The sequence below is a fragment of the Peptoniphilus harei genome, assembly GCF_900454685.1.
Taxonomy (GTDB): Bacteria; Bacillota; Clostridia; order Tissierellales; family Peptoniphilaceae; genus Peptoniphilus_A; species Peptoniphilus_A harei.
The window spans coordinates 550,325-571,668 of the sequence record NZ_UATM01000032.1 but is presented as its reverse complement, the minus strand read 5'-3'; the positions used below and the strand labels follow the sequence as shown (position 1 = coordinate 571,668).

At 36.4% G+C, this 21,344-nt stretch carries 20 protein-coding genes and 1 other annotated feature; of the genes, 8 read left to right on the top strand and 12 right to left on the bottom strand.

The features are described 5' to 3' along the window. Positions 1-41: 41 nt before the first annotated feature. The 11 genes from DRZ96_RS04165 to DRZ96_RS04115 all read right to left on the bottom strand — a co-directional run bounded on the left by DRZ96_RS04165 (position 42) and on the right by DRZ96_RS04115 (position 11,889). On the bottom strand, positions 42-1,364 hold the full coding sequence (locus DRZ96_RS04165) for a M18 family aminopeptidase (protein ID WP_112889688.1): 1,323 nt from the start codon (positions 1,362-1,364) through the stop codon (positions 42-44). 18 nt (positions 1,365-1,382) lie between these two features. Beyond that, entirely contained in the window at positions 1,383-2,819 is a 1,437-nt protein-coding gene (locus DRZ96_RS04160) for an APC family permease (RefSeq protein ID WP_112889687.1), read from the bottom strand. Positions 2,820-3,570: 751 nt separating this feature from the next. Beyond that, the gene (locus DRZ96_RS04155) at positions 3,571-4,683 is read right to left on the bottom strand and encodes a 5-methyltetrahydropteroyltriglutamate--homocysteine S-methyltransferase (RefSeq protein ID WP_112889686.1); all 1,113 of its coding nucleotides are present in this window, start codon (positions 4,681-4,683) and stop codon (positions 3,571-3,573) included. A gap of 70 nt (positions 4,684-4,753) precedes the next feature. Next, positions 4,754-4,976 (bottom strand) — a binding site (T-box leader). Between the two features lie 46 nt (positions 4,977-5,022). Beyond that, positions 5,023-5,427 carry a hypothetical protein gene (locus tag DRZ96_RS04150; protein ID WP_112889685.1) on the bottom strand — a complete coding sequence of 135 codons (405 nt, stop codon included), beginning with the start codon at positions 5,425-5,427 and terminating at the stop codon, positions 5,023-5,025. A gap of 22 nt (positions 5,428-5,449) precedes the next feature. Continuing rightward, positions 5,450-7,054 (bottom strand): potassium/proton antiporter, encoded by a 1,605-nt coding sequence (locus tag DRZ96_RS04145; RefSeq protein WP_112889684.1) that lies wholly within the window; start codon positions 7,052-7,054, stop codon positions 5,450-5,452. Positions 7,055-7,202: 148 nt separating this feature from the next. Continuing rightward, positions 7,203-7,658, bottom strand: a complete 456-nt coding sequence (tnpA, locus tag DRZ96_RS04140; RefSeq protein WP_112889683.1) for an IS200/IS605 family transposase — start codon at positions 7,656-7,658, stop codon at positions 7,203-7,205. A 214-nt stretch (positions 7,659-7,872) separates the two neighbouring features. Further along, complete coding sequence (locus DRZ96_RS04135; protein ID WP_112889682.1) at positions 7,873-8,154, bottom strand: hypothetical protein; 282 nt, start codon at positions 8,152-8,154, stop codon at positions 7,873-7,875. Beyond that, positions 8,147-9,343 carry a pyridoxal phosphate-dependent aminotransferase gene (locus DRZ96_RS04130; protein ID WP_112889681.1) on the bottom strand — a complete coding sequence of 399 codons (1,197 nt, stop codon included), beginning with the start codon at positions 9,341-9,343 and terminating at the stop codon, positions 8,147-8,149. Before DRZ96_RS04130 ends, DRZ96_RS04135 begins: the two co-directional genes overlap by 8 nt. Positions 9,344-9,368: 25 nt before the next feature. After that, the gene (locus DRZ96_RS04125; protein WP_112889680.1) at positions 9,369-10,325 is read right to left on the bottom strand and encodes an ATP-binding protein; all 957 of its coding nucleotides are present in this window, start codon (positions 10,323-10,325) and stop codon (positions 9,369-9,371) included. Then, positions 10,300-11,313, bottom strand: coding sequence for a DnaD domain protein (locus DRZ96_RS04120; RefSeq protein ID WP_112889679.1), 1,014 nt, complete (start codon positions 11,311-11,313; stop codon positions 10,300-10,302). The genes DRZ96_RS04125 and DRZ96_RS04120 overlap by 26 nt, the downstream gene beginning before the upstream one ends. A 3-nt stretch (positions 11,314-11,316) precedes the next feature. After that, positions 11,317-11,889 carry a GNAT family N-acetyltransferase gene (locus tag DRZ96_RS04115; RefSeq protein ID WP_112889678.1) on the bottom strand — a complete coding sequence of 191 codons (573 nt, stop codon included), beginning with the start codon at positions 11,887-11,889 and terminating at the stop codon, positions 11,317-11,319. A gap of 212 nt (positions 11,890-12,101) precedes the next feature. Here DRZ96_RS04115 and DRZ96_RS04110 point away from each other — a divergent pair, with 212 nt between their 5' ends. The 8 genes from DRZ96_RS04110 (at position 12,102) to DRZ96_RS04075 (ending at position 19,536) form a co-directional block, all read left to right on the top strand. Further along, positions 12,102-12,587: an Lrp/AsnC family transcriptional regulator gene (locus DRZ96_RS04110; RefSeq protein ID WP_070701557.1), complete on the top strand. Its 486-nt coding sequence runs from the start codon at positions 12,102-12,104 to the stop codon at positions 12,585-12,587. A 22-nt stretch (positions 12,588-12,609) separates the two neighbouring features. Continuing rightward, positions 12,610-13,311, top strand: a complete 702-nt coding sequence (locus DRZ96_RS04105; RefSeq protein WP_070701555.1) for a response regulator transcription factor — start codon at positions 12,610-12,612, stop codon at positions 13,309-13,311. Then, positions 13,311-15,119 carry a HAMP domain-containing sensor histidine kinase gene (locus tag DRZ96_RS04100; RefSeq protein ID WP_112889677.1) on the top strand — a complete coding sequence of 603 codons (1,809 nt, stop codon included), beginning with the start codon at positions 13,311-13,313 and terminating at the stop codon, positions 15,117-15,119. Before DRZ96_RS04105 ends, DRZ96_RS04100 begins: the two co-directional genes overlap by 1 nt. Then, a complete protein-coding gene (locus tag DRZ96_RS04095) occupies positions 15,100-16,440 on the top strand; it encodes a hypothetical protein (protein ID WP_112889676.1) in 1,341 nt (446 codons plus the stop codon). Before DRZ96_RS04100 ends, DRZ96_RS04095 begins: the two co-directional genes overlap by 20 nt. Position 16,441: 1 nt before the next feature. After that, positions 16,442-17,290, top strand: coding sequence for a hypothetical protein (locus DRZ96_RS04090; RefSeq protein ID WP_112889675.1), 849 nt, complete (start codon positions 16,442-16,444; stop codon positions 17,288-17,290). 57 nt (positions 17,291-17,347) lie between these two features. After that, entirely contained in the window at positions 17,348-18,133 is a 786-nt protein-coding gene (locus DRZ96_RS04085; RefSeq protein WP_112889674.1) for an MBL fold metallo-hydrolase, read from the top strand. Positions 18,134-18,149: 16 nt separating this feature from the next. Continuing rightward, on the top strand, positions 18,150-18,896 hold the full coding sequence (gene surE / locus DRZ96_RS04080; RefSeq protein ID WP_112889673.1) for a 5'/3'-nucleotidase SurE: 747 nt from the start codon (positions 18,150-18,152) through the stop codon (positions 18,894-18,896). A gap of 160 nt (positions 18,897-19,056) precedes the next feature. After that, positions 19,057-19,536: a DUF4825 domain-containing protein gene (locus DRZ96_RS04075; protein ID WP_112889672.1), complete on the top strand. Its 480-nt coding sequence runs from the start codon at positions 19,057-19,059 to the stop codon at positions 19,534-19,536. Positions 19,537-19,719: 183 nt separating this feature from the next. On the opposite strand, the gene mgtE is transcribed toward DRZ96_RS04075, so the two are convergent. Next, positions 19,720-21,042: a magnesium transporter gene (mgtE, locus tag DRZ96_RS04070; protein ID WP_112889671.1), complete on the bottom strand. Its 1,323-nt coding sequence runs from the start codon at positions 21,040-21,042 to the stop codon at positions 19,720-19,722. Positions 21,043-21,344: the final 302 nt, after the last annotated feature.

Genomic DNA, 21,344 nt, shown 5'->3' with positions numbered 1-21,344 from the left:
CTAAAAAAGTATTTATTTAAATTTAGAATTTAAATCTTATTTTATTCTTCAACAGAGATTTTTGATGCTCCATCGATTTTTATATTTGTGTTGTAGTATTTTGTAAGGGCCTTAACCATGTAAGCTGGGTCCTTTGCTCCTGCAGTTTCGTAGTTGGAGTGCATTGCTAGTTGAGGTAGTCCAATGTCAACTGCGTGAAGGGACACTTGTGTGTTTGATAAGTTTCCAAGAGTTGAGCCACCTTGCATGTTAGATCTGTTGGCAAAGTGTTGAACTGGTACCTCAGCAAGGGCACAAATCTTTTTGAAAACTGCTTGTGAAAAGGCATCTGATGTGTACTTTTGGTTAGCAGCTTCCTTGATTACAATTCCTTCATTCATGAAAGTTCTGTTTTCGTCATCAGTTAACTCCTTGTGGTTTGGATGAACTGCGTGAGCATTGTCAGCACTTACTAGGAAGGATTTTGCAACAGCCTTGTGGTATTCTTCTTCTTCAAAACCAAGACCTGCGTTAAGTCTCTTTAATGTGTCGTGAAGAAGGGTAGACATAGCACCTTGTTTTGTGTTTGATCCAACTTCTTCGTTGTCGAAGCAGCAGTAAACATTTACTGCCTTGTCGTTTTTACCTTCAATAAAGGCCTTAAGTGAAGTGAAGGCACATTCTAGGTCATCAAGTTTTGGTGATGAAACAAATTCATCCTTGTAGCCCCAGATCTTTCCTTCTTGTCTATTTACTAAGAATAGGTCCTTAGAAATAATTTGGTCTTCACTAACTCCAAGTTCTTCAGCTATCATCTTGTTGTAGTCGCCTTTTTTCATTTCACCATTTGTAAATAGTGGAAGAAGGTCAACTTGTCTATTGTATTCATAACCCTTGTTTACATCCCTGTTCATATGGATGGCAACATTTGGGATAATTAAAATATCCTTGTCAATGTGAAGTAGCTTTGAAACTATGGCGCCATCTTCTTCTACTAGGACTCTTCCTGCAAGAGTAAGTGGCTTGTCGAACCAAACTGAATCAATTGGTCCACCATAAACTTCTACATTTAGTTTTACATAGTCTCCTGGGCCATCTAGCTCTGGCATACTTTTCACCTTGTAAGTTGGTGAGTCAGAGTGAGAAGCCACTAGTTGGTAGTGATAATCTGAAAGGTCACTACCTACCTTAAAGGCAATAATACTTGAGTCGTTTCTTGTAGTGTAATAATTTTTGCCTTTTTCAATAGTCCAGCTTTCGCCTTCCTTTAATTCAATAAAATTTTCCTTGTCAAGATATGTCTTCACAGTGTCAATTGTGTGGAACATACTTGCAGATTTTCTAATAAATTCTAACAATTCCTTTGAAGTTTCTAAATAATTCATACTTCCTCCTTTTAGAATTTAGCTAAGTTTTTGATCTTCCTTTGCCCTAATCATTGGTAAGATTACTCCAAGTGCAACAAGTACAAGTGGTGTAATTATGTTAAGTGCCATTTGCATTGGGTCATCTGAAATCATTCCTAGGATACAGCAAGCAGCTGTAACTACGAAGCACCAGAATCCAAAGAATAGAGCAAGACCTTGCTTACGAGTGAAGTAGAAGTCTCTTTCTACATCGCCCCTGTTCTTTCTCAAGAAGATATATGCCAAGAATACCCATAGGTAACGAAGTGGCATTGTAATTGAGTTAAGCTTTGTTAATTGTCTTAATACAGTTGCGGCACCTGGCACAAGGATTTGTGCAAGGATAATAGAACCTGCAAGAACAATTATAAGTTTAATACCGTTGATGTAAGCTCCATATTTATTTTTCTTAAGAAGCTTTCTTGGTATATATTTATTTGTCTTATCATCATCAAGTAGCATTCTAAGTGGTGCGTCAATACTTACAACAAGTGTAGAGAATTGACCAATAGTGTTACATAAAGCGTAGATGATCATAATAGAATTTCCAAGACCATAGTATTCTCCAACTTTTTGGAAGGCCCAGTAAGCACCGTTAGCTGCATAAGAGTCAAAAGTTGCAGGATCTGAATTAATAATAGCAGGATCAAACATCATACCCATGGCAATAGTACCAAAGATAGCAGAAATAATTACCATTACAGCAGCGAAAATCATTGCCTTAGGGAATTCTTTTGAAGAGTTACCTTCCATGTTGTTTACGTAAGGACTCATCTTTTCAATACCACCAACAGCAAATACAAGAATTGATAAAGAAGTGAAATACTTCATATCAAATGTTGGGATTAAATTATTAAGAGACCAGTCCATAGCTTGGTAACCACCATTAGGGTTGATTTTTGGTGCAGCTAGCATCATTAAGATGTAAAGAATACCCATAACAAACATACTTGAACCTGCAATAGTTGCAAGGTTTTTAAGTGGGTTAAGTCCCCTACTTGCTACCCAGCAGAAAATTAAAAATACTGCTAGAGTTGCGATTTGTACATAAACAGTTGGTAGTGAGTCATAAACTTCTGCGTTTTGGAAGAACATCCAAGACATAGCCTTTAGTCCACCAGAACCCTTAGAAGCAATGTAGGTAATGTGACATGCCCAATAAGTCCAACCTGCGTAATAAGCTAGCTTATCGCTAGAAGTTGATCTTATCCATGATGTAACTCCACCACCCTCGTCCTTGAAGGCTGAACCAAGTTCTCCAACCATTAGAGCGTTTGGAATAAAATAAAGTGCGAACATTAGGATCCATGAAAATATTACTTGGATTCCGTTAAAGAATACGAAACCGTTAACAACATTTCCAAAACCCCATAAAGTGGAGAAGGCCATGAAAGCCAGGGCATTCCACTTAATTTTCTTTTGTGAATCTTGCATATAAAGTCTCCTCTCATAAAAATAATTGCATGATTAAATTAATTATAACCTTAACAAAAATCCTAGTCTAGTGAATTTAATAAATAAGAAAAACATTTTTCCCTCCCCATCTTTGACCTATTCCACTTTAAATTGATTTATAATTAAAGTCTTGACCCTTTACAAATACAAATCTCTATCTCTTTTAAGTAAAATAGAATTTTAGATTTGTAAAAATTTTATCTCAAGACTCTTCCCTAAAAATACAATTTTATAGAGAATTTAAAAATGTATTTTTTCTTTGTTTTCTTATTAAAAATTTTGTTTTATCCAATAAAAAAATCTCCAAAACTGGAGATCTTTTTGTAATATTTTTAATCAATTTAGGAGGAGTTTTCTTTTAGGAAAATATTTTTATAAACTTAATTAAAATACTAGGGTGGTCATAACCCTTAATTTTAATTTAAATAATAAAATCTTTTCTAATTATAAACTTGAAATTTTTGTTACTTTGTTGTTTTTTATAAGTCTGTAATTTTTTATGAGTCTATACTTTTTTACAACTTTATATCTATTTACCAGTCTACATTTCTTTATGATCTTATATTTTTTTATGACTTCCTGCTTTTTTATTAACCTATACTTATTTGCAAGCTTATAGTTTTTTATCAAGTCATAATTTTATGATACTTTGTATTTTTTGGTCAGTTAATATTTCTTTATGACTTCCTAGTCTTTTGTAGTTTATAAAATTTACATAGTTTGCAAAATTTTAAATTAAAACTTCTTCTGCTACTTCTTTTAAAAGAGCTATCTTCTTCCATTGGTCTTCTTCTGTCACTGCGTTGCCTTCTTCTGTTGATGAGAAACCGCATTGGGGTGATATGCAGATATTTTCTAGAGGAATATATCTTGCCGCTTCTTTTATTCTCTTTATTAGTTCTTCTTTATCTTCAAGTTCTGGTCTTTTTGATGTAACTATCCCAAGGACAACTTTCTTGCCTGCTGGAATTTTGGCAAGGGCCTTAAAGTCTCCAGATCTTTCGTCGTCGTATTCTAGATAAAAGGCTGATACATTTTCTCTTGCTAGGACATAATCTGCAACTGCGTCGTAGGCTCCCTTGAAGTGAAAGGATGACTTGTAATTGCCCTTGCAAATATGAGTTGTTATATTTAGTCCTTCTGGTGCTTTTTCTATTGCCTTGTTATTTATTTCTAAGTAAATCTTCTTAAGGTCTTCAATATTCTTTCCATCAGCTTCATAAAGTTTTGTGGCATCATCATCTACTAAGGCACCCCAAGTGCAATCGTCTATTTGCAAGTTTCTGCAACCTAATTCATAAATTTCTTGGAAAAATTCTCCATAAGCCTTGGCTACATCTTCTACAAATTCATTTTCATCTTCATAAATTTTTCCTTCTCCAATTTGTTTATAGACAGTTCTTAGGAGTTGGGCAGGTGATGGAATTGTTTGTTTTGCCACTGTGTTTTCATCTTCAAATCCTTTTACAAACTTGTAGTGGTCTAGGAAGGGGTGGTTTTTACCTCCAATTTTTCCGACAATTTTTACTCCGTCAGGTCTTAGGGTTTCTCCATGGAAGTGAATTAGTTCATCTTCAGCCAAAGTGTACTTTTCTATTCCTTCAAGTCCCCAGAAGAAGTCAAAGTGCCACCAGGATCTTCTAAACTCTCCATCAGATATAATTTTTAGTCCTGCTTCCTTTTGCTTTTTCACTAACTTTTCTATTTCTTTGTCTTCAACTTTTCTAAGTTCTTCTCCTGAAATTTCCCCCTTAGAAAACTTTTCTCTTGCGATTTTTAAATCTCTTGGTCTCAAAAAAGATCCTACAACGTCGAACTTACTTGGTGCTAAAATTTTTGTCATTTTCTTTCTCCTTTTTCTAAAATCTATCTTGAGAATGTATAAAAAAAAGTCCTTACTGTTTATAAAAAACAATAAGGACGAATTATTTCCGCGTTACCACCTATTTTGCATAAGGAATGCCACTCTCAAGTACCAACATACTCTATCTCTATAACGGGAGCTCCCGGAAAAGTCTAATATCGACTAATCCCATCAGAGGCCATGTTCATCCACATCTTCCTTTGACCCTCTCAGCAAAACGGGCTTCTCTGTAAAATTCCAAGATGGATTACTCTTCTCTTCAAATGGTTTAAATTTTCTATAATGTTAGCATCATTAATTTTACCTGTCAAGACTTTTTTAATTAATTTTATTTAGAAGTTCGTCAACCCTGTCAGATAAGTCTTCTAGATTTCCTCTGATTTCTTTTATTTCCCTGTTTACACGAAGGTCTGTAAAGATGTTGTCAAAAATTACATCTACAAAAAAATCATAAGTCGAATCAGAAATTTCATCATCAAGATCAATCCTAATATCATTTAATTCATTTTTTGCCACTAATAATTTTTCTCTCACACGGTCAAGGCCTCTGTTGATATCTTTTATCTTGCCCCTCTTTACCATGCCAACTATTCCAGAGTCTGCAAAAAGGTCAAAGATTCCCCACCTTGATGCACTTTCTGTGAGTTTAATTGTCTTGTCGATTTCATCCTTAAGGTCTAATAAGCTTTCTCTCGCTTCTCTAAGTTCTTTTTCTCGTGACATATTTTCTCCTTTATAAATTCTTTTACTTAGCCGGATCTTCTATTTCATTTATCTCCCTAGAGATTATTGCCCTGTCGCCCGGATTTAGAAGGGTATCTCCCCTTGGGACAATTATCTCTCCACCTGGTCTTTGGACCATAATTATAAGTTCATCTTTTCTTATGTGGAGGTCCTTCACCCTCTTGCCTGCCCAATCATGAGTTTCGGAAATTTTTATCTCAAGAAGGTCTTCTCCTGTGTAGTCAAAGTAAGTTTCTCCTCCAAGGACAAGTATATCTCCATCTCTTAGGTAGGTGTTACCTCTAGGGACTATACTCTTATTGTCTCTTTCTATTTTTGCAATTATGACGTTAAAGGCAAGTTCAATGTCTGATATTTTTTTATTTACCCAAGGCGATATTTTTGTAACCTGGGTCTTGATAAATCCAATATCTGTCTTGTCTGAATAATAATTAAAGGTCCTTAGGACTGAGTCGTCTGGATCATACATGTCCACCTTCTTAGTCGCAAAGGGAAGGGCTGTTCCTTGGATAAGAAGTGAAAAAATACAAATTACAAAAACTATGTGGAAGATGTCTATAGATAAGTTTACCCCACTGTTTACCACCATTATGGCAAAGGCAATGGCAGCTGCTCCCCTTAGTCCTGCCAAGGAAATTATTGTAAGTTGGTTCTTCTTAAGCTTAAAGGGTGCCATAAGTCCAAATACTGAAAGTGGTCTTGCCACTATTAGCATAAAGATTGCAAGTATAAAACCAATAGGAAGGGCCTGGCCAATTAAGTGGATATCTGATAATAGTCCCAATAGGAAGAACATGGCAATTTGAAAAATTGTTGAAAGGCCGTCAAAGAAGAATACAACGTCTCTCTTTTTCTTAAATTCGTGGTTACCAATGTAAATTCCAAGAACGTAAAGGGCCAAGAATCCATTTCCTCCAAGTGTTTGAGTTAGGGCATAAGTCCCTATCATAAGTGTGGCTATAAAAACTGAAAAAAGTCCATCTTCGTCAAGAGATAATTTTTCTATAAGTTTCATAAATACAAAGCCCAATAGGAAACCACCAGCAAGTCCAAAGACAACTTGCTTTAATACCATCATTGGAACTGAAAGGTCGCTGCCAAGTAGCATGGATAAGAAAACCATAGTCATTGTGTAGGCTGTGGGGTCGTTGGATCCACTTTCGATTTCTAATAGGGATGCCGTCTTGTATTTTAAGTTTAGGTTTTTAGATACAAGTATATTTGATACAGATGCGTAGTCTGTTGATGCCACAACTGAACCCAGTAACATGGACTCTAAGAAGCCAAACTTCAAGACATAGTGGCAAAAGACTCCTGTTATAATTGCAGTTGCAAGGACTCCAAGGCTTGCAAGTATAATTGACTCCCTTGCCCTCTCACGTCCCATATTCCAATTGGTACCAAAACCCCCATAAAAAATTATTATCATAAGGGCTATTGTGGCAATATTTTCTGCAATCCTATAATTGTTAAAATCATATCCCAAGGCTGAGAAGATAACTCCCAATGCCAAGAAAAGTAGTAGGGCAGGAAGACCCGACTTGTTGGATATTTTTGTGGCAATCATAGCCAATAAAAGAATCACTGTTATTAATAATAGATTCATAAATTCTCCTCTTTCTAATTTGAAAAATCTATTTTTAATAAAAAATCCACCGGCGTAGCCGGTGGTTTTGCTTTTGCGGTCCAAAGGACCTTTTTTACTAGCTGCGCCTCAAGGACGCTTGTGGTTTACCACTTGCAATCTCTACTTGCTAACCCCTAAAGGGGTCTGTATTGTCCATGGTTATCTGACCACTTAATTCATCTTCTTTAAGTTGGTTGTGAATATACTCTTTTATTGCTTTTGTATTTTTGCCTGCTGTATCTACATAGTATCCTCTGCACCAAAATTGCCTTCCCCTATATTTGTATTTTAAGCTACCCCATTTGTCATATATCATTATGCTGCTTTTCCCTTTTAAAAATCCCATAAAACTAGACACACTCAATTTTGGTGGTATCTCTAGCAACATGTGTACATGATCTGGACAAACTTCTGCTTCTATTATGTTAACACCCTTCCAGTTGCAAAGCTCTCTTAATATTGCACCTATTTCCAATCTTTTACTTCCGTAAAATACTTTCCTTCTATATTTTGGAGCGAACACTACATGGTATTTACAATTCCATTTTGTGTGTGATAAACTATGTGTATGATTTAAATTCATAAAAAACCTCCTGTTATTTTTGTGTTCTGGTAAACCACAAATTTATTTTAACACGGAGGTCTTTTTATTTTTTGTTATTCATCGCTAAAGCTAAATTGAACCCCCGGTCCAACCGGGGGTATTCTAATTACAAAAAGGAACTGCCAAAAGGCAGTCCCCTCTTAATGTGATTATAACATTTTTATCTTGTTAAAGTGAAAAATAATTTCATTTTTTAAATTCTGTTTGCCGATTTAAATATATAGAAGAGGGCTCCAGTCAAAATATAAAATCCAACTAGGACAAAGAAAAGCTTCTTGTTCTTTGTAAGGCCAGCCATAATTAAAGTAAGGATAACTATGGCAATTGATAAAACAATTTGTGCCATCCTAAGCCCATCATTTATGGCTCCCTGACTTACTCTTATATAGTTATTGGCGAGGACAGAAATCATTATAAGGGTAACTAAAAATATTATTATTTTCTCTAAAATCTTTAAAATCTTATCCCTATTCATTTTCCCTCGCATAGGCTTCCATGCCCTCTCTTAAAATTCTCATACTCTTTCTTATGTCGTCTACATTTAGGACAAAGGCAAGTCTAACCATTTGCCTTCCCTCTTCCTTGTTCTTGAAGAAACCTGCAGCCGGTGCAAACATAAGAGTTTCTCCATCAATTTGGAAGTTCTCAATTAGCCAAATTGCAAATTTTTCTGTGTCGTCAACAGGAAGCTTAGGCATAACATAAAAGGCTCCCTTTGGTTTTTCCACAGTTACTCCAGGAATTTTTATAAGCTCTTCGTAGATTACGTCACGTCTTTTTTGGTATTCCTTGTTAACTTCTTCGAAGTAGGATTTGTCTATTCCATATAATTCTGCCGCTGCTCTTTGTTCAAGAGTTGGTGATGCAAGTCTGCAGTTGCAAAGTCTATTTATAGCATCCTTGATTTCATCATTTTTTGTTGCAATGGAACCAATTCTTGCCCCACAAGCTCCAAATCTCTTGGATATGGAGTCAAGTAAAATTAGATTTTCTTCTATTCCACGAACTTCTCCAAAGGACTTATAAGCATTGCCATCGTAAACAAACTCCCTATAAACTTCGTCAGCAACAATATATAGGTCGTGTTTTTTTGCAAGTTCAACTATCCTCATAATCTCTTCTTCAGAGTAAAGAGCTCCCGTTGGGTTAGTTGGGTTTGAAAGCAAAATTGCTACAGTCTTGTTATTAATATGCTTTTCAATTTCTCCAATTTCTGGAAGGGCAAAACCTTCTTTTGGATCAGTCTTAAAGGCTTCAAGTTCAATACCAAGTTGCTCAAAAACTGTCATGTAATTTGTATAGAAAGGGTCAGTTGTTAGGACCTCGTCACCTTCGTCACAAATTGTTTGGAAGGTAAACAAGAGGGCCTCACTAGCACCATTTGTGATGTAGATGTCCTTGGCATCAAAATTTATTCCCCTGTTTTTATAATATTTTGCAGTCGCCTCCCTAAGCTCTACAAGTCCTTGGGCATGGGCATAAGGAAGTGGTCCCTTCTTAACATTTTTAAAGGAATCAAAATAAACATCTGGGACCTCAATGTCTGGCGCCCCAATATTTAATTCGTAAATCTTTATTCCCCTTGCCTTTGCAGCATCTGCATAAGGTGTCAACTTTCTAACTGCTGAATATTCAACATTTTGAATTCTCTTTGATAATTTCATGTTTTCTCCCTTCAATCCATCTATCTCATTGCCATCTTAAGTCTGGCCCAAAAAATTTAATTGGGACAAATTTTTGAAAAACTCTTGAAAATACCCTGTCAGTGTAGGTTTCTGACAATTCCTTTGGTGACAAGTTAGTAGAAATTAATGTCTTCTTGCCACGCAAAAGTCTCGTATTTATAATATTAAAAATCTCTGAGGCTGTAAAAGAATTTACAAACTCAATCCCCAAATCATCCACTATTAAGAGGTCTGCCTCAAAATAAAGATTGTACTTGTCGTCATCAATATTTTTAAACTTCCTGTCCTCTATGGTCTTTAGAATCTCATAGGCTGTCTGATAAATTACAATGACGTCTTTTTTTATAAGTTCAGCCGCAATGCAGTTCAATAAAAAAGTCTTGCCTTGGCCCGTTTGACCCCAAAGAAGTAGGTTTAAATCATTCTTTTCATCGAAGTCCCTAATATATTTTTTAGAAATTGCCAAGATGTTTTTCATGTTTTCTCTTGGCGACATATCATATTTTTCATAAACTTTTTCAGAAAAGACATTTAAGTCAAACTTGTCAAAGTTCTCCCTATCAAGCATATAGGAAATTGAGGACATGTCATAAAGCTCTGAGACAATTAACTTCTTCAAGCAGTGACACTTCTCGTCATCTTCATTTATGCCTGTGTCGTGACAGTCCTTGCAAGAATAAATTTCTTCAAGATAATCCCTTGGATAGCCATTCTTTTCCAAAAAGTCCATCTTTTTTATTTTTAAGTTATATATCTTTTCTGATGCCTCAAGAGACTTGTCTGCATTGGGATTTTTAATCTGGTCCATAGATGCCCTTAGGGCAATGTCCCTTATTAGGCCATCAATTTGCCTAACTTCAGGAATTTTTTTGTAAATTTCCTCTAGTCTTTTCTCATGGATTTCAGAATTTTTTCTCCTCAAGTTTTCATAATAATTACTTATCTTTGCCGTCAGTTCCATAATCAACACCTAGCTTTTTAAAACCCTCTCTTTGCTTTTTCATAGCAACATCAAAGAGGTCGTCTTCTGAATAATTATCTGTTATTTGCTTAAAGTTGTGAAAGGCTGTGGGCTTTCTCTTCCTTTTCTTTTGGTCCTTTTCCTCAACATCTTCTGGAGACTTAATATCTAATTCTTTCCATTTCATAAGGATGGCATCAACATAATTGACATTGGGCTTGGAAATCTTTGAAGTCCTCTTGCAAGCTTCTAAAATCAAGTCCTTTGAGAATTTAAATTCATCAAACCAAGAATTAATAATGTTAAAGTCAACTTGACTAAACTTCTTGTCCACTCCAATGTATCTCATTATTTTTTTGTACCTATAATATTTTATGTCGTGCTCAATGTAAGACTGCTCAACTTCTTCCATGGTCCTAATATTGTCTCTGGACCAGTTTCTCACAACTTGTTCCACATAAGAAATGTTGTAAATCCCCTTGATCTCTGTTGTATAGAAAAAGGCTTCTTCTATTAAGTCGGCTGGCATATTGTAGGCCGTAATCCAATTTATTATGTCAATCTTCTTCATGGGAGCAATAGGCTCTCTCATGAGGAACTCTGCCCTTGTAAGAAGGTTGGCATAGGTTGGGTTTTCAACAACTTCTGAATAACCCTTGTCCTTTTTCTTTTCTTCTGATTTTAAGTTGTAGACATTCTTGATATAAAGTTCCTTTAGGTTTACAAACTTAACCTTGTCATCTTCTATCTCAACTATGCCCATCTTCTTCCAATAGGCCCAGGCCCTATTGACATCGGACTCAAGGATTCCAAGATAGTCGGCAAGATTTTCGCTAGTAATGCCAGTTTTCCCTTCCTTGGCAAACTTGTAACCCAAGAGATAAACTTTTACAAATTCGCCATTGGCTCCTGGCATAAAATCATTTAAAAAGATATTCTCTATGGAAGTCTCTCCAAGGTCGTATTTATTTTTTTCAAGTAAAAACATATTTCACCAATCTCTTTCCAAGTCTATGTCCATCTTTATTGCGTAGTTAAAGGTCCTGTTTAAAATAATCTTAAAGGAAGACTTGTTCTCGTAGAAGTCAGGTATGCTTTCATCATAAGACCCATTGGGAAACTTCATGAGAAAACTGTAAGATTTTTTAAAGCCAAGCTCTTCATAAACTTTTCTTGCCCTCTTGTTGTAGTCTGCAACAAATAAAATTATTTTTTTAAAGCCCCTGTCCTTTAAATAAGTCAAAAAAAGGCCAAGAATCTTTTTGCCAATCCCCTGATTTATGTAGTTGGGGTCTAAGACCACACCAAGCTCTGCCTTCTTCAAAATTTTATTTATATTTTTTAGTGACAAGTAACCAATTATTCTTTCATCACTTTCTATTACAAAATACTCTGAGAGAGGCCTTTTAGTCTTCCATTTAAACCATTTTATTATATCTTCTTCAGACTCTTCTATAAAATTATACTCCAAGAAGAGGGGCGAATCATTGCGGCCCCAATTTCTAAAAGTAAAAACATCTCTTAAGTTCATCTTTCTAAAACTAAGCTTTGGATTATTTTCCATAAGAGCCTCCTTTGATTATTATATACTATTTTAAGAAGTCTATAAAGAAGTATAAGATTTTCACATTTTAATAAAAATTTTTATCTTCTTATCATAAAGATAACTTTTTCTATTTACAATGTTTAAATTTATTTCATTTCTTATGATTTATGTTAAAATAAAATTACACTTAATAAATAAATTTGTACAATTCGTAACAGGGGAGATTTTTTATGAGAAAAAATGACAATTTAGATGAAATTGATGTTGAAATCCTTGAGCTCTTGAGAAAAAATGGACGCATGAGCCACGAAGATATTTCAAAAAAATTAAATCTAACAAGACCTGCTATCCATAGAAGAATATATAAGATGGAAGACGCTGGCTACATCAAGGGCTATAAGGTCCTTGTGGACTGGCAAAAGATTGGCTACAACGTGGACACCTATGTCCTCTGTAAGGTCAACACCAATGATTTCAAGGGACTTATCTCAAAAATTATGGAGATTAAGGACGAGAAATTTAAAATCTTTGAATGCTACAGGGTTACAGGCGAGCACTGTATAATGTTAAGGATTAAAACTATAAATACTTCAGACTTAACAAGGTTTTATGATATGATTTTAAAAATCGATGGAATACTTGATACTAAAACCCTTCTTATCCTTTATTCTGAAAAGGGAAATGATGAAATTTTTACCAGGGTTGATACTGAATAGTTAACAAAGAGGATGATTTTAAATGGAAGAGAAAATACTTGTTGTAGACGACGAATCTGCAATATCTGATATTATTAAATTTAATTTTGAAAAGGAAGGCTATATTGTTGAGACAGGTTGCAATGGAAAAGAAGCCATTGCCCTTGCAGAAGAAAATAATTACGACCTTATAATTCTTGACATAATGATGCCAAAGTTAAACGGATTTGAGGCCCTTAGGGAAATAAGAAAAACATCTGACGTGCCTGTGATTATGCTTACGGCTAGAGAAGATGAAGTTGACAAGGTCTTGGGGCTTGAGCTTGGGGCAGACGACTACGTTGTAAAACCCTTCTCAATGAGGGAGCTCCTTGCAAGAGTTAAGGCAGTATTAAGAAGGTTTGATAGCCCAGACAAGAATGACGATCCTTCAATTTTAAAAGTTATGGATCTTGAAATTGACCTTAGCAAGTACCAAGTCATAAGAGGCGACGAAGTGATTGAGCTTACCCTTCGTGAGTTTGAACTCCTAAAGTTCTTGGCTTCCTACCCTGGCAGGGTCTTCTCAAGAGAAGAGCTTCTTGAAGAAGTTTGGGAGTATGAATACTATGGCGACATAAGAACAGTTGATGTCACTGTTAGAAGACTCCGTGAAAAAATCGAAGATGATAAGAAGGGCTTTAAGTACATCAAGACTAAAAGAGGAGTTGGCTATTTCTTTGCATCAGACAATGGTGAGTCCTAATGAACCACTCTATTAAGTCTAGATTTATTTTGATTTATGTAGTCCTAGTTCTTATTTCCATGTTTATCGCATCTACCTTTATCATCGATAGGCTGGAAAATGTGCAGATAGAAACTGCAACTTCCTCTATGGTTAGGACCATGGACACACTTGCTACAACTACATCGGCATTTTTTAAAGATAATAATTATGAAACACTACCCCAGCTTGACGCAACGCTTAAAGACTGGGGTATTTCCAGTGAAGAATCTGCCTATATTATCTCACCAGATAAGGCTCCAAAGATTCTCGCCAGTACAGAAAATATTTCTCCAAAGGAGTCAGAAGATGCTTACTCAGTAAAATTTATTGAACCAAAACTTGTAATGGACGCAGCTTCTGGCAAGACCAGGGAAAAAATTGTGGAATACGAAAACCAGAAAGACGTGGAAAAACACATTGCAAGACCTATCCTATCTGGCGACGGAAGTATCCTTGCAATTATTTATATGACGAGAAACCTTAACTCAATCTATTCTGTAATAGACGACTCCAAGGTTATTATTACTTATGCAACCTTGATCTCCCTTATCACAACTTCTATACTTGGTTATTTTATCGCCAATTCCATCACTGGACCTATTCGTGCCTTAACTAAGAAAGCCAAGGCCCTTGCCAAGGGTAATTTTAACCAAAGTATTGAGGTCAAGAGCAAGGATGAGATTGGAGAACTTGGTATGATGTTTAACTTCTTAACCAAGGAGCTGCGTGAGTCCATAGAGAAGATGGACCTTGAGAGGTCAAAGCTCGACACAATTTTTAACTACATGGCTGAAGGTGTAATTGCCATTGACAGAAACAACAGGTTAATCCACGCAAACTCCATTGCCAAGAAGATTTTAAATATTTCAGAAAAGGACTTTTATAGGGTTATAAACTTAAAGTCCATTAACCTTAATAATATTGACTACAAAAATGAAGAGAGTCTTAGGGGGGAAGAGCTGACAAAAATTGCCAACTCCTTCTATAAGATCAAGTACGCCCCCTACAAGTCTGATGCCCTTATAAATTCAGGCCTTATTATTGTTTTGCAAGACGTGGACAAGGAGCACATGCTAGATATTATGCGTAAAGAATTTGTTGCCAATGTATCTCATGAGTTAAAGACTCCTATTACAACTATTAAGTCCTACACAGAAACCCTCCTTGACAGCGACCTTGACAAGGATTCACAAAGAAACTTTTTAAAGGTTATTGACAGGGAAAACTCCAGGATGTCTAGGATTGTGACAGACCTCTTATATCTTTCTAACATCGACTACAACAAGGACAATGTTAGCCTGGAATCTATTGACACTTATGAGTTTATTGCTGAAGCAATTGAGTCTCAATCAATCTTAATAGTTCAAAAAAATCACAAGATTGAATTAAATATTGATATGGATATAAAGGACATTTACGCCGAAAGAAATGGCGCTGACCAAATCCTTACAAATATTATTTCCAATGCCTGCAAGTACACTCCTGAAAATGGAAAAATTGTAATTGATGCTACAAACGTGGGTGACCTTGTGGAAATCAAGGTGGAAGACAATGGAATTGGTATCCCTAAGGAAGACCTGCCAAGGATATCCGAAAGATTTTACAGGGTTGAAAAGGGCAGGAGCAGGCAAATGGGTGGAACAGGTCTTGGCCTTTCCATTGCCAGCGAGATGATAAAATCCTTTGGTGGAAGCCTAAAGATTGATTCTGTATTTGGCGAGGGAACTATTGTTACCCTCCTCTTTAAGGCAAGTGAAGGTGATGACAATGATGAAGAAATTGCCTAAGCCAACATCTACCTTCATCTTAATAGGCCTAGTGATCCTCTTGGTCTTCCAGTCCAAGAACCTCTGGCTCTCCTTTGACACAAAGTCCGAAGACCAGGCGAAGATTGGTGAAGTAGATGAGTTCTTGCAAGAGATTCTTACTCCTCAAAGATTAATTGCAAACTTTGGGGACAGGGACCACTACATGACAACAGATCTTGGACCCTATTGGAAGATGACGGGAGAAAATATTTCTGAGAAGCTTCAAAAGGCAAATTCAGAAAACTTAAAACTCATTGATACAGAAGAATATTTAAACCTCCAAAGGCAGGAGTCCCTAGTTTTTAAATTTAATTCTCCCCTTTCAGGTTCTGTTTTTGTGAACCTAATTGGAGACAAAAGAAACTCCAACGACATCAACCTAAGTGTGGACTCCATTTACATTTCAAATCTTGGAGAAATCTATATTTCTGGCAGCAAAAACTTTTACAAGCTTGTGGATATAAAGGTGGACTTTGATATAGGAGAAATCTTAAAGGAAGTCAAATCCAAGGGCATAAGGGCTGTCAACTTTTACGAGGCCTACGGGATAAAAAAGGATATTTACATTCCCGACGAAGACTACATCTCCCTACAGAAGGTTGCCTATGTCTCTGGTCTAAGCAACTTGGAAGAGAGCATGAAGTCCAACTTGGCCGAAAGATTTTTGGGGATCCCCATTGACTACATCAGGGAAATGTCTGTAGATGGTAAGAATACCTATGTCTATGAAAATGAATACTTGTCTTTATCAAGTGACGGGATTATTGAATACTCCCTAGAGTCTCTCTTTGATGTCAAGTCTCGTGATCTCAACAAGTCTCTCGATAGGGCCGTGGAATTTATCGCCCAAAAGACTGGGATAAGCTCTGGGATTTATCTCGAGAAGATCGAGCCCTGCGACTACAACGACAATTTGGGTTACAGGTTCTTCTTCAACTTAAAAGACGGGCAAATTCCCCTAGTCCTTCCATCTAAGGACCACAGCTTTATAGAGATTGACGTCTACTCTGAGTTTGTAAAAAATTATAGGGAATACTACATCCGTAAGGACGACAACCCAATTTATAAAAAGGAAAAAATTAACATAGAGGGAATCCATAAGATTTTAAAAAAGAACAAGGAGACTTTTGACTACAAACCTGTAATGGACATCTTATCTTCCATAGATAACCTAAGTCTTGTCTATTTAATTTCCAGTAGTTCTCAGGCAGAGGAACCTAGCCTTGTTTATGAAATGTCCTACATGGGCAGCGTCTACTATTTTGATGTTGAAGACGGAAGTTTGATGATGGTGAGATAGTATGGATTGGAAAAAAATTAAAAAAATCTTAATAATCGCCCTTATAGTTGCCAATGTGGGCCTCTTTGGCTATAGCAACTACAAAAATTTTAAGATGAGGGACGAGTCCACAAGAATTGACTTTGTAAAAGAGGTCACTGGTCTTTTAAAAGAAAAAAATATTATCTTAGATACAAAAATACCAAGAAGGAGAAAAAAACTTCCCTCAGTCTTGGTTTCCTTTGAGACATCATCAGAAGAAGACATAAAGAACAGGTACTTTGACGGCAAGGGCACAGTTGAAAGGCCAAGCACAGACCTAGCAGAGATCTCACTCAATGACGAGTATATAAACCTTGTCAATGGTCGCAGGGTCTACTACGAAAACAGAAAAGAAGATAAGAAATACAATATTAAAAACCTAGATGAGGCACAAAAAATTGCTACTAAGTTTTTATTGGACAAGAAGTACGACACAAGAGACATCTACCTAAGTTATTACAAAGAGCAAGATGGCAAGTACTTTTTAAACTACACCAAGATCTTTGAAAATATTCCAGTTGAGTCCTCCTACACCAACTTCATTATTGACGAGAGGGGAGTAATGTCTATGGATAGGCTTTGGCTCAATGTCCTTGACAAGTCAGACCAAAAGATATTTTTATCTCCTGCTCCTAGGGCCCTTCTCTCTCTATTAAATAAGACAGAGTACTACAACAAGACAATCGAAAAAATCATCCCCTGCTTCTACTTCAACCCAGAAGACCAGGGCTATATCGAAGACATAACTCGTGCAGTAAATGGTCGTGCCATACCTGGTTGGAAGGTCAAGTTTTCTGACGGGGAATACACAGTTCTATCAAACTACTAAAGACTCCTAAGCTTAACAATTTCAAATCCCTATGTTAGAATATGTGTGGAGGTTTTTATGAAATTTTGCTCTTTGGCAAGTGGCTCAAGTGGCAACTGCCAATACATTGAATATAAAGATACAAAAATTATTATAGATGCCGGACTTTCTGGCAAAAAAATTGAAGAGAACTTAGAAAAGATAGGCGTAAATCCATCAGAGCTTGACGCAGTCTTCGTGACTCATGAACACATAGACCACGTCAAAGGAGTTGGAGTCCTATCGAGAAGACACAACCTAAAGGTCTTCTCCAACATGATGACCCTTGATGCCATGCTTCCCACTGTTAAGAAGCTAGACCCAAAGAATACTTTTATCTTTGAGAATGGCAAGGGCTTCAGCTTTAAGGACCTAGACATCCTGCCCATATCCACCTTCCACGACTGTGCAAGTGGCTGTGGCTTTGTAGTTAAGGGAGATAAGAAACTTTCCCTCTTGACAGATACAGGTTGGGTCAATCAAGATGCCATGGAAAAAATGGATGGGTCAGACTTAATTTACCTAGAGTCCAACCACGACGTCGACATGCTAATAAATGGGACTTACCCCTATCCAACTAAGCAGAGGATCCTTTCTACCAAGGGCCACCTCTCAAATGAAAATGCAGGCGAAGTTCTTGCAATGATTTTAAAAAAGAAACAAGAACAAGTTATCCTAGGTCACTTGTCTTCTGACAACAATCTGCCAGACCTGGCCCTAAGGACAATAAATGACTTGCTTGCATCAGAACACAAAAAAGAAAACACAGACTACACTATCGATGTGGCTCCAAGGTCAGACCCATCAAAAGTCTTTGAACTTTAAATAAGGGAGGAATAATTTGAACATATTACTTACAAATGATGACGGAATAAATGCAGAAGGCATAGAAGTCCTTGCCAAGGCCCTAATAAAGGAAGGCCACAAGGTTACTATCGCTGCGCCAAATGTTGAAAACTCTGGCAAATCACACGCCATTACCTTTAAGAGCCCACTAATGGTTCAAGAAACAAAACTAGAAGGCCTTGGAGATGTGAAGAGCCTTTGCGTATATGGGACACCAGCTGACTGTGTGAGAGCAGCAGTCCACCTACTAGATGAAAAGTTTGACTTCTGCTTCTCAGGTATAAACTCCGGCTTTAACGCAGCGACAAATGTCCTCTATTCAGGCACAGTTTCAGCAGCAATTGAAGCAAACTTATTTAACATACCTGCCATTGCAGTTTCATCTCAATGGGTAAAGGGCCACTCAAAGTTCGAAACAGCAGCAAGAGTTGCAGTAGAAGTCTTTAACAAACTTGACGACCTAAAGAGACTTCAAGTCCTAAATATAAACGTACCTTACCTTGACTACGAAGAACTAAAGGGAGTAGAAGTTTGCAAGGTTGGAGCCGACGTAATGTCAATCTACGACATTTCAGAAGAAGGAGAAGGCTACAACATGAGGCTTAAAGGCTTCCCAAAGGACAACAACGAAAAGGATTCAGACATCCACTTCTTGGGCCAAGGCTATGCAACAGTAAGCCCGCTTTTATACGATGTAACTAACCTAACTCTCATCAATGAGTTAAGCCAAATGCTAAAATAAAGTCACGAAAGGAAAAATAGTGAACTACAAATTTACCTTATTATTTTTAATCTTTTTGATTTTTGGAATATTTTTTAGAACAATAATGTAAATAAAAGAATTTAAAAAGTCCTAGTGACTTTTTATTTTTTTGATATAATCTATGAAAGAGGTGATGTGTTTGAAAAAACTTTATATATTCTTGGGCCTAGTACTTGTCCTTTGCGGCTGCCAAAATAGAAGGATAGATAGTCTATACAATTACAAGACAGACTTCGTTGGCGACAACTCAAGTGTCTCACAAATTGTGTCGAGACAAGACTACCCAAAGGGCTTCGAGGTGGGCGCTATTGAAATACTTTCAAGCAAGTCACCCTACGGGCTTAAAATTTTTGTAAAGGACACATCTAACATAAATAGAGAAGACCTTTTTATAAATGCCATAGAGACTTTCGCCCTTATAAAAAACCTAGATAGGATTTATTATGTAGAAAGTGGCAGGGACTTTGAAGAAGAAAAAAATAAGGAGCTGAAGGATAAAATCTTCATCTTCTACAGAAAAGAAATAGAAGAAATCTTAGAAGAAAAAAATACAAGCATAGAAGAAATATCCAAGGACAGAGAAAGCTTTGAGGACTTTGTAAATAATTGGAATAAATAAAAGAGAAGGCTTTGTGGTAACTGCACAAGACCTTCTCCTTTTTTATAATTTTTTTCAACTATTTATAATTTTCATCTCCAAGCTCAATCTTACTAAGGGAAAAAATAGAATTATTTTCTATTTAGAAACCTAAAATCAAGCAAAAAAAGAAGAAGCCTGTGCTTCTTCAAATTTTCTATTAAATTAAACCCCAATTAAAAGTGTTGCCACTTCGAAATATACAAATAATACCAAAGTATCTACTATTGTTGTGATAAGTGGTCCCGCCATTATTGTTGGGTCCACCTTTATTTTTTCTGCAATTAGAGGAAGGATACCACCAATCATTTTTGATAGGACTATTGTTGTAAGAAGTGTGACTGAAACTGTTAGGGTTACTCCAATGCTAACACTGTCGAGGATAGACATCCTAACTATATTTACTGCCACAAGGACAGCTCCAACTATTAATCCAATGCGGAGTTCCTTAAACATAACTTGTACAAATTCTTTGAATTCAATTTCTCCTGTGTAGATTCCACGGATTACTGTTGTTGATGATTGTGTACCTGCGTTTCCACCTGAGTCCATTAGCATTGGGATATAGGCTGCAAGAGCAACTGATGATGCCAAGAGGGTCTCATATCTTTTTATTATAAAACTTGTAAAAGTTGCTGTAACAAGACAAATTATAAGCCACATTGTCCTGTCTTTGGCAAGTCTTAGGACTGACTTGTCCCAATAGTGCTCTGGTGATGACTCGCTAATACCGTGGATGTTACCCAAGTCTTCTTCATACTCTTCGTGCATAACGTCGATGGCCCATTCTGCTGGGACGATACCCACAAGTCTACCTTCAGAATCTGTTACAGGAATTTCTGATAAGTCGTACTTGAAGGCTAACTTAGCAACAACTTCTTGGTCATCTGTTGCATAGACGCTGGCATTGATTTGGTGCATAAATTCTTCGATTTTTTTGTCCCTATTACGAAGAAGGTCGGCTAGGTTTACATAACCTATCAGAAGTAAGGATTCGTTTGTAACCCAAACTTGTTCTAGCCTGTCTGCATCTAGGTCTGAGTGGATAATTTTCTCTAGAGCCTGTGTTGGCGTAGCTGTTGATTTAACAAAGATAAAACCAACGGACATAATGGAACCAACGGACTCCTTAGGAAAGCCTAGAAGTTCGTTTATAATTGGTCTTCTATCCTCTTCGATGTATTGGTACATGAGCTTTCTCACCATATTGGCAGGAAGCTCTTGCAAGGTATCTACTACCTCGTCTTCTTCAAGTTCCTTCATAAGACTCATAATCCTGTCTTCAGAAAGGGAACCTATCATTTCAATCTTCTTATCTCTTGGCAAGAGAGAAAAGGCGTCTGCCAAAAGGTCCTTTTTTAGGAGTTTTATCCAAATTGCCACATCTTCTTTGGATAGTTCTTCTAAGTTCTCTGCTATATCAACAGGGTCCATCCTGTTGATCTTTTCTTGCAAGTTCTTTAATTTTTCTCTATCTAAGTTGTTCATAAATCCTCCTATTTTTTGCAAACAAATAAATTTTGCATAAAAATTCGCTGCCTAGCGATAAAGATTTATGAAAACTAAATTATCTAGCTATTACTCACAAGATTTTCTTTATCGCTTAGGCATGTACATATTTTCCAGGGTCGACTGGTATCCATGTAAACACCTCCATGATTCATATTTTAACATATAAAGAGCTTCAGGACTATTTTTTATTTCCCAAAAATGCTCTTCAGTATTTTAGAATATTAATGAGTCTTTAACAGAGAGGACACGTCTGATATAATTTAATTTATATAGTTTAT

Bases quoted from the DNA above. Each gene is read 5' to 3' on its own strand.
- DRZ96_RS04165 (WP_112889688.1), bottom strand. From the start codon at position 1,364: ATGAATTATTTAGAAACTTCAAAGGAATTGTTAGAATTTATTAGAAAA.
- DRZ96_RS04160 (WP_112889687.1), bottom strand. From the start codon at position 2,819: ATGCAAGATTCACAAAAGAAAATTAAGTGGAATGCCCTGGCTTTCATG.
- DRZ96_RS04155 (WP_112889686.1), bottom strand. From the start codon at position 4,683: ATGACAAAAATTTTAGCACCAAGTAAGTTCGACGTTGTAGGATCTTTT.
- DRZ96_RS04150 (WP_112889685.1), bottom strand. From the start codon at position 5,427: ATGTCACGAGAAAAAGAACTTAGAGAAGCGAGAGAAAGCTTATTAGAC.
- DRZ96_RS04145 (WP_112889684.1), bottom strand. From the start codon at position 7,054: ATGAATCTATTATTAATAACAGTGATTCTTTTATTGGCTATGATTGCC.
- tnpA (WP_112889683.1), bottom strand. From the start codon at position 7,658: ATGAATTTAAATCATACACATAGTTTATCACACACAAAATGGAATTGT.
- DRZ96_RS04135 (WP_112889682.1), bottom strand. From the start codon at position 8,154: ATGAATAGGGATAAGATTTTAAAGATTTTAGAGAAAATAATAATATTT.
- DRZ96_RS04130 (WP_112889681.1), bottom strand. From the start codon at position 9,343: ATGAAATTATCAAAGAGAATTCAAAATGTTGAATATTCAGCAGTTAGA.
- DRZ96_RS04125 (WP_112889680.1), bottom strand. From the start codon at position 10,325: ATGGAACTGACGGCAAAGATAAGTAATTATTATGAAAACTTGAGGAGA.
- DRZ96_RS04120 (WP_112889679.1), bottom strand. From the start codon at position 11,313: ATGTTTTTACTTGAAAAAAATAAATACGACCTTGGAGAGACTTCCATA.
- DRZ96_RS04115 (WP_112889678.1), bottom strand. From the start codon at position 11,889: ATGGAAAATAATCCAAAGCTTAGTTTTAGAAAGATGAACTTAAGAGAT.
- DRZ96_RS04110 (WP_070701557.1), top strand. From the start codon at position 12,102: ATGAGAAAAAATGACAATTTAGATGAAATTGATGTTGAAATCCTTGAG.
- DRZ96_RS04105 (WP_070701555.1), top strand. From the start codon at position 12,610: ATGGAAGAGAAAATACTTGTTGTAGACGACGAATCTGCAATATCTGAT.
- DRZ96_RS04100 (WP_112889677.1), top strand. From the start codon at position 13,311: ATGAACCACTCTATTAAGTCTAGATTTATTTTGATTTATGTAGTCCTA.
- DRZ96_RS04095 (WP_112889676.1), top strand. From the start codon at position 15,100: ATGATGAAGAAATTGCCTAAGCCAACATCTACCTTCATCTTAATAGGC.
- DRZ96_RS04090 (WP_112889675.1), top strand. From the start codon at position 16,442: ATGGATTGGAAAAAAATTAAAAAAATCTTAATAATCGCCCTTATAGTT.
- DRZ96_RS04085 (WP_112889674.1), top strand. From the start codon at position 17,348: ATGAAATTTTGCTCTTTGGCAAGTGGCTCAAGTGGCAACTGCCAATAC.
- mgtE (WP_112889671.1), bottom strand. From the start codon at position 21,042: ATGAACAACTTAGATAGAGAAAAATTAAAGAACTTGCAAGAAAAGATC.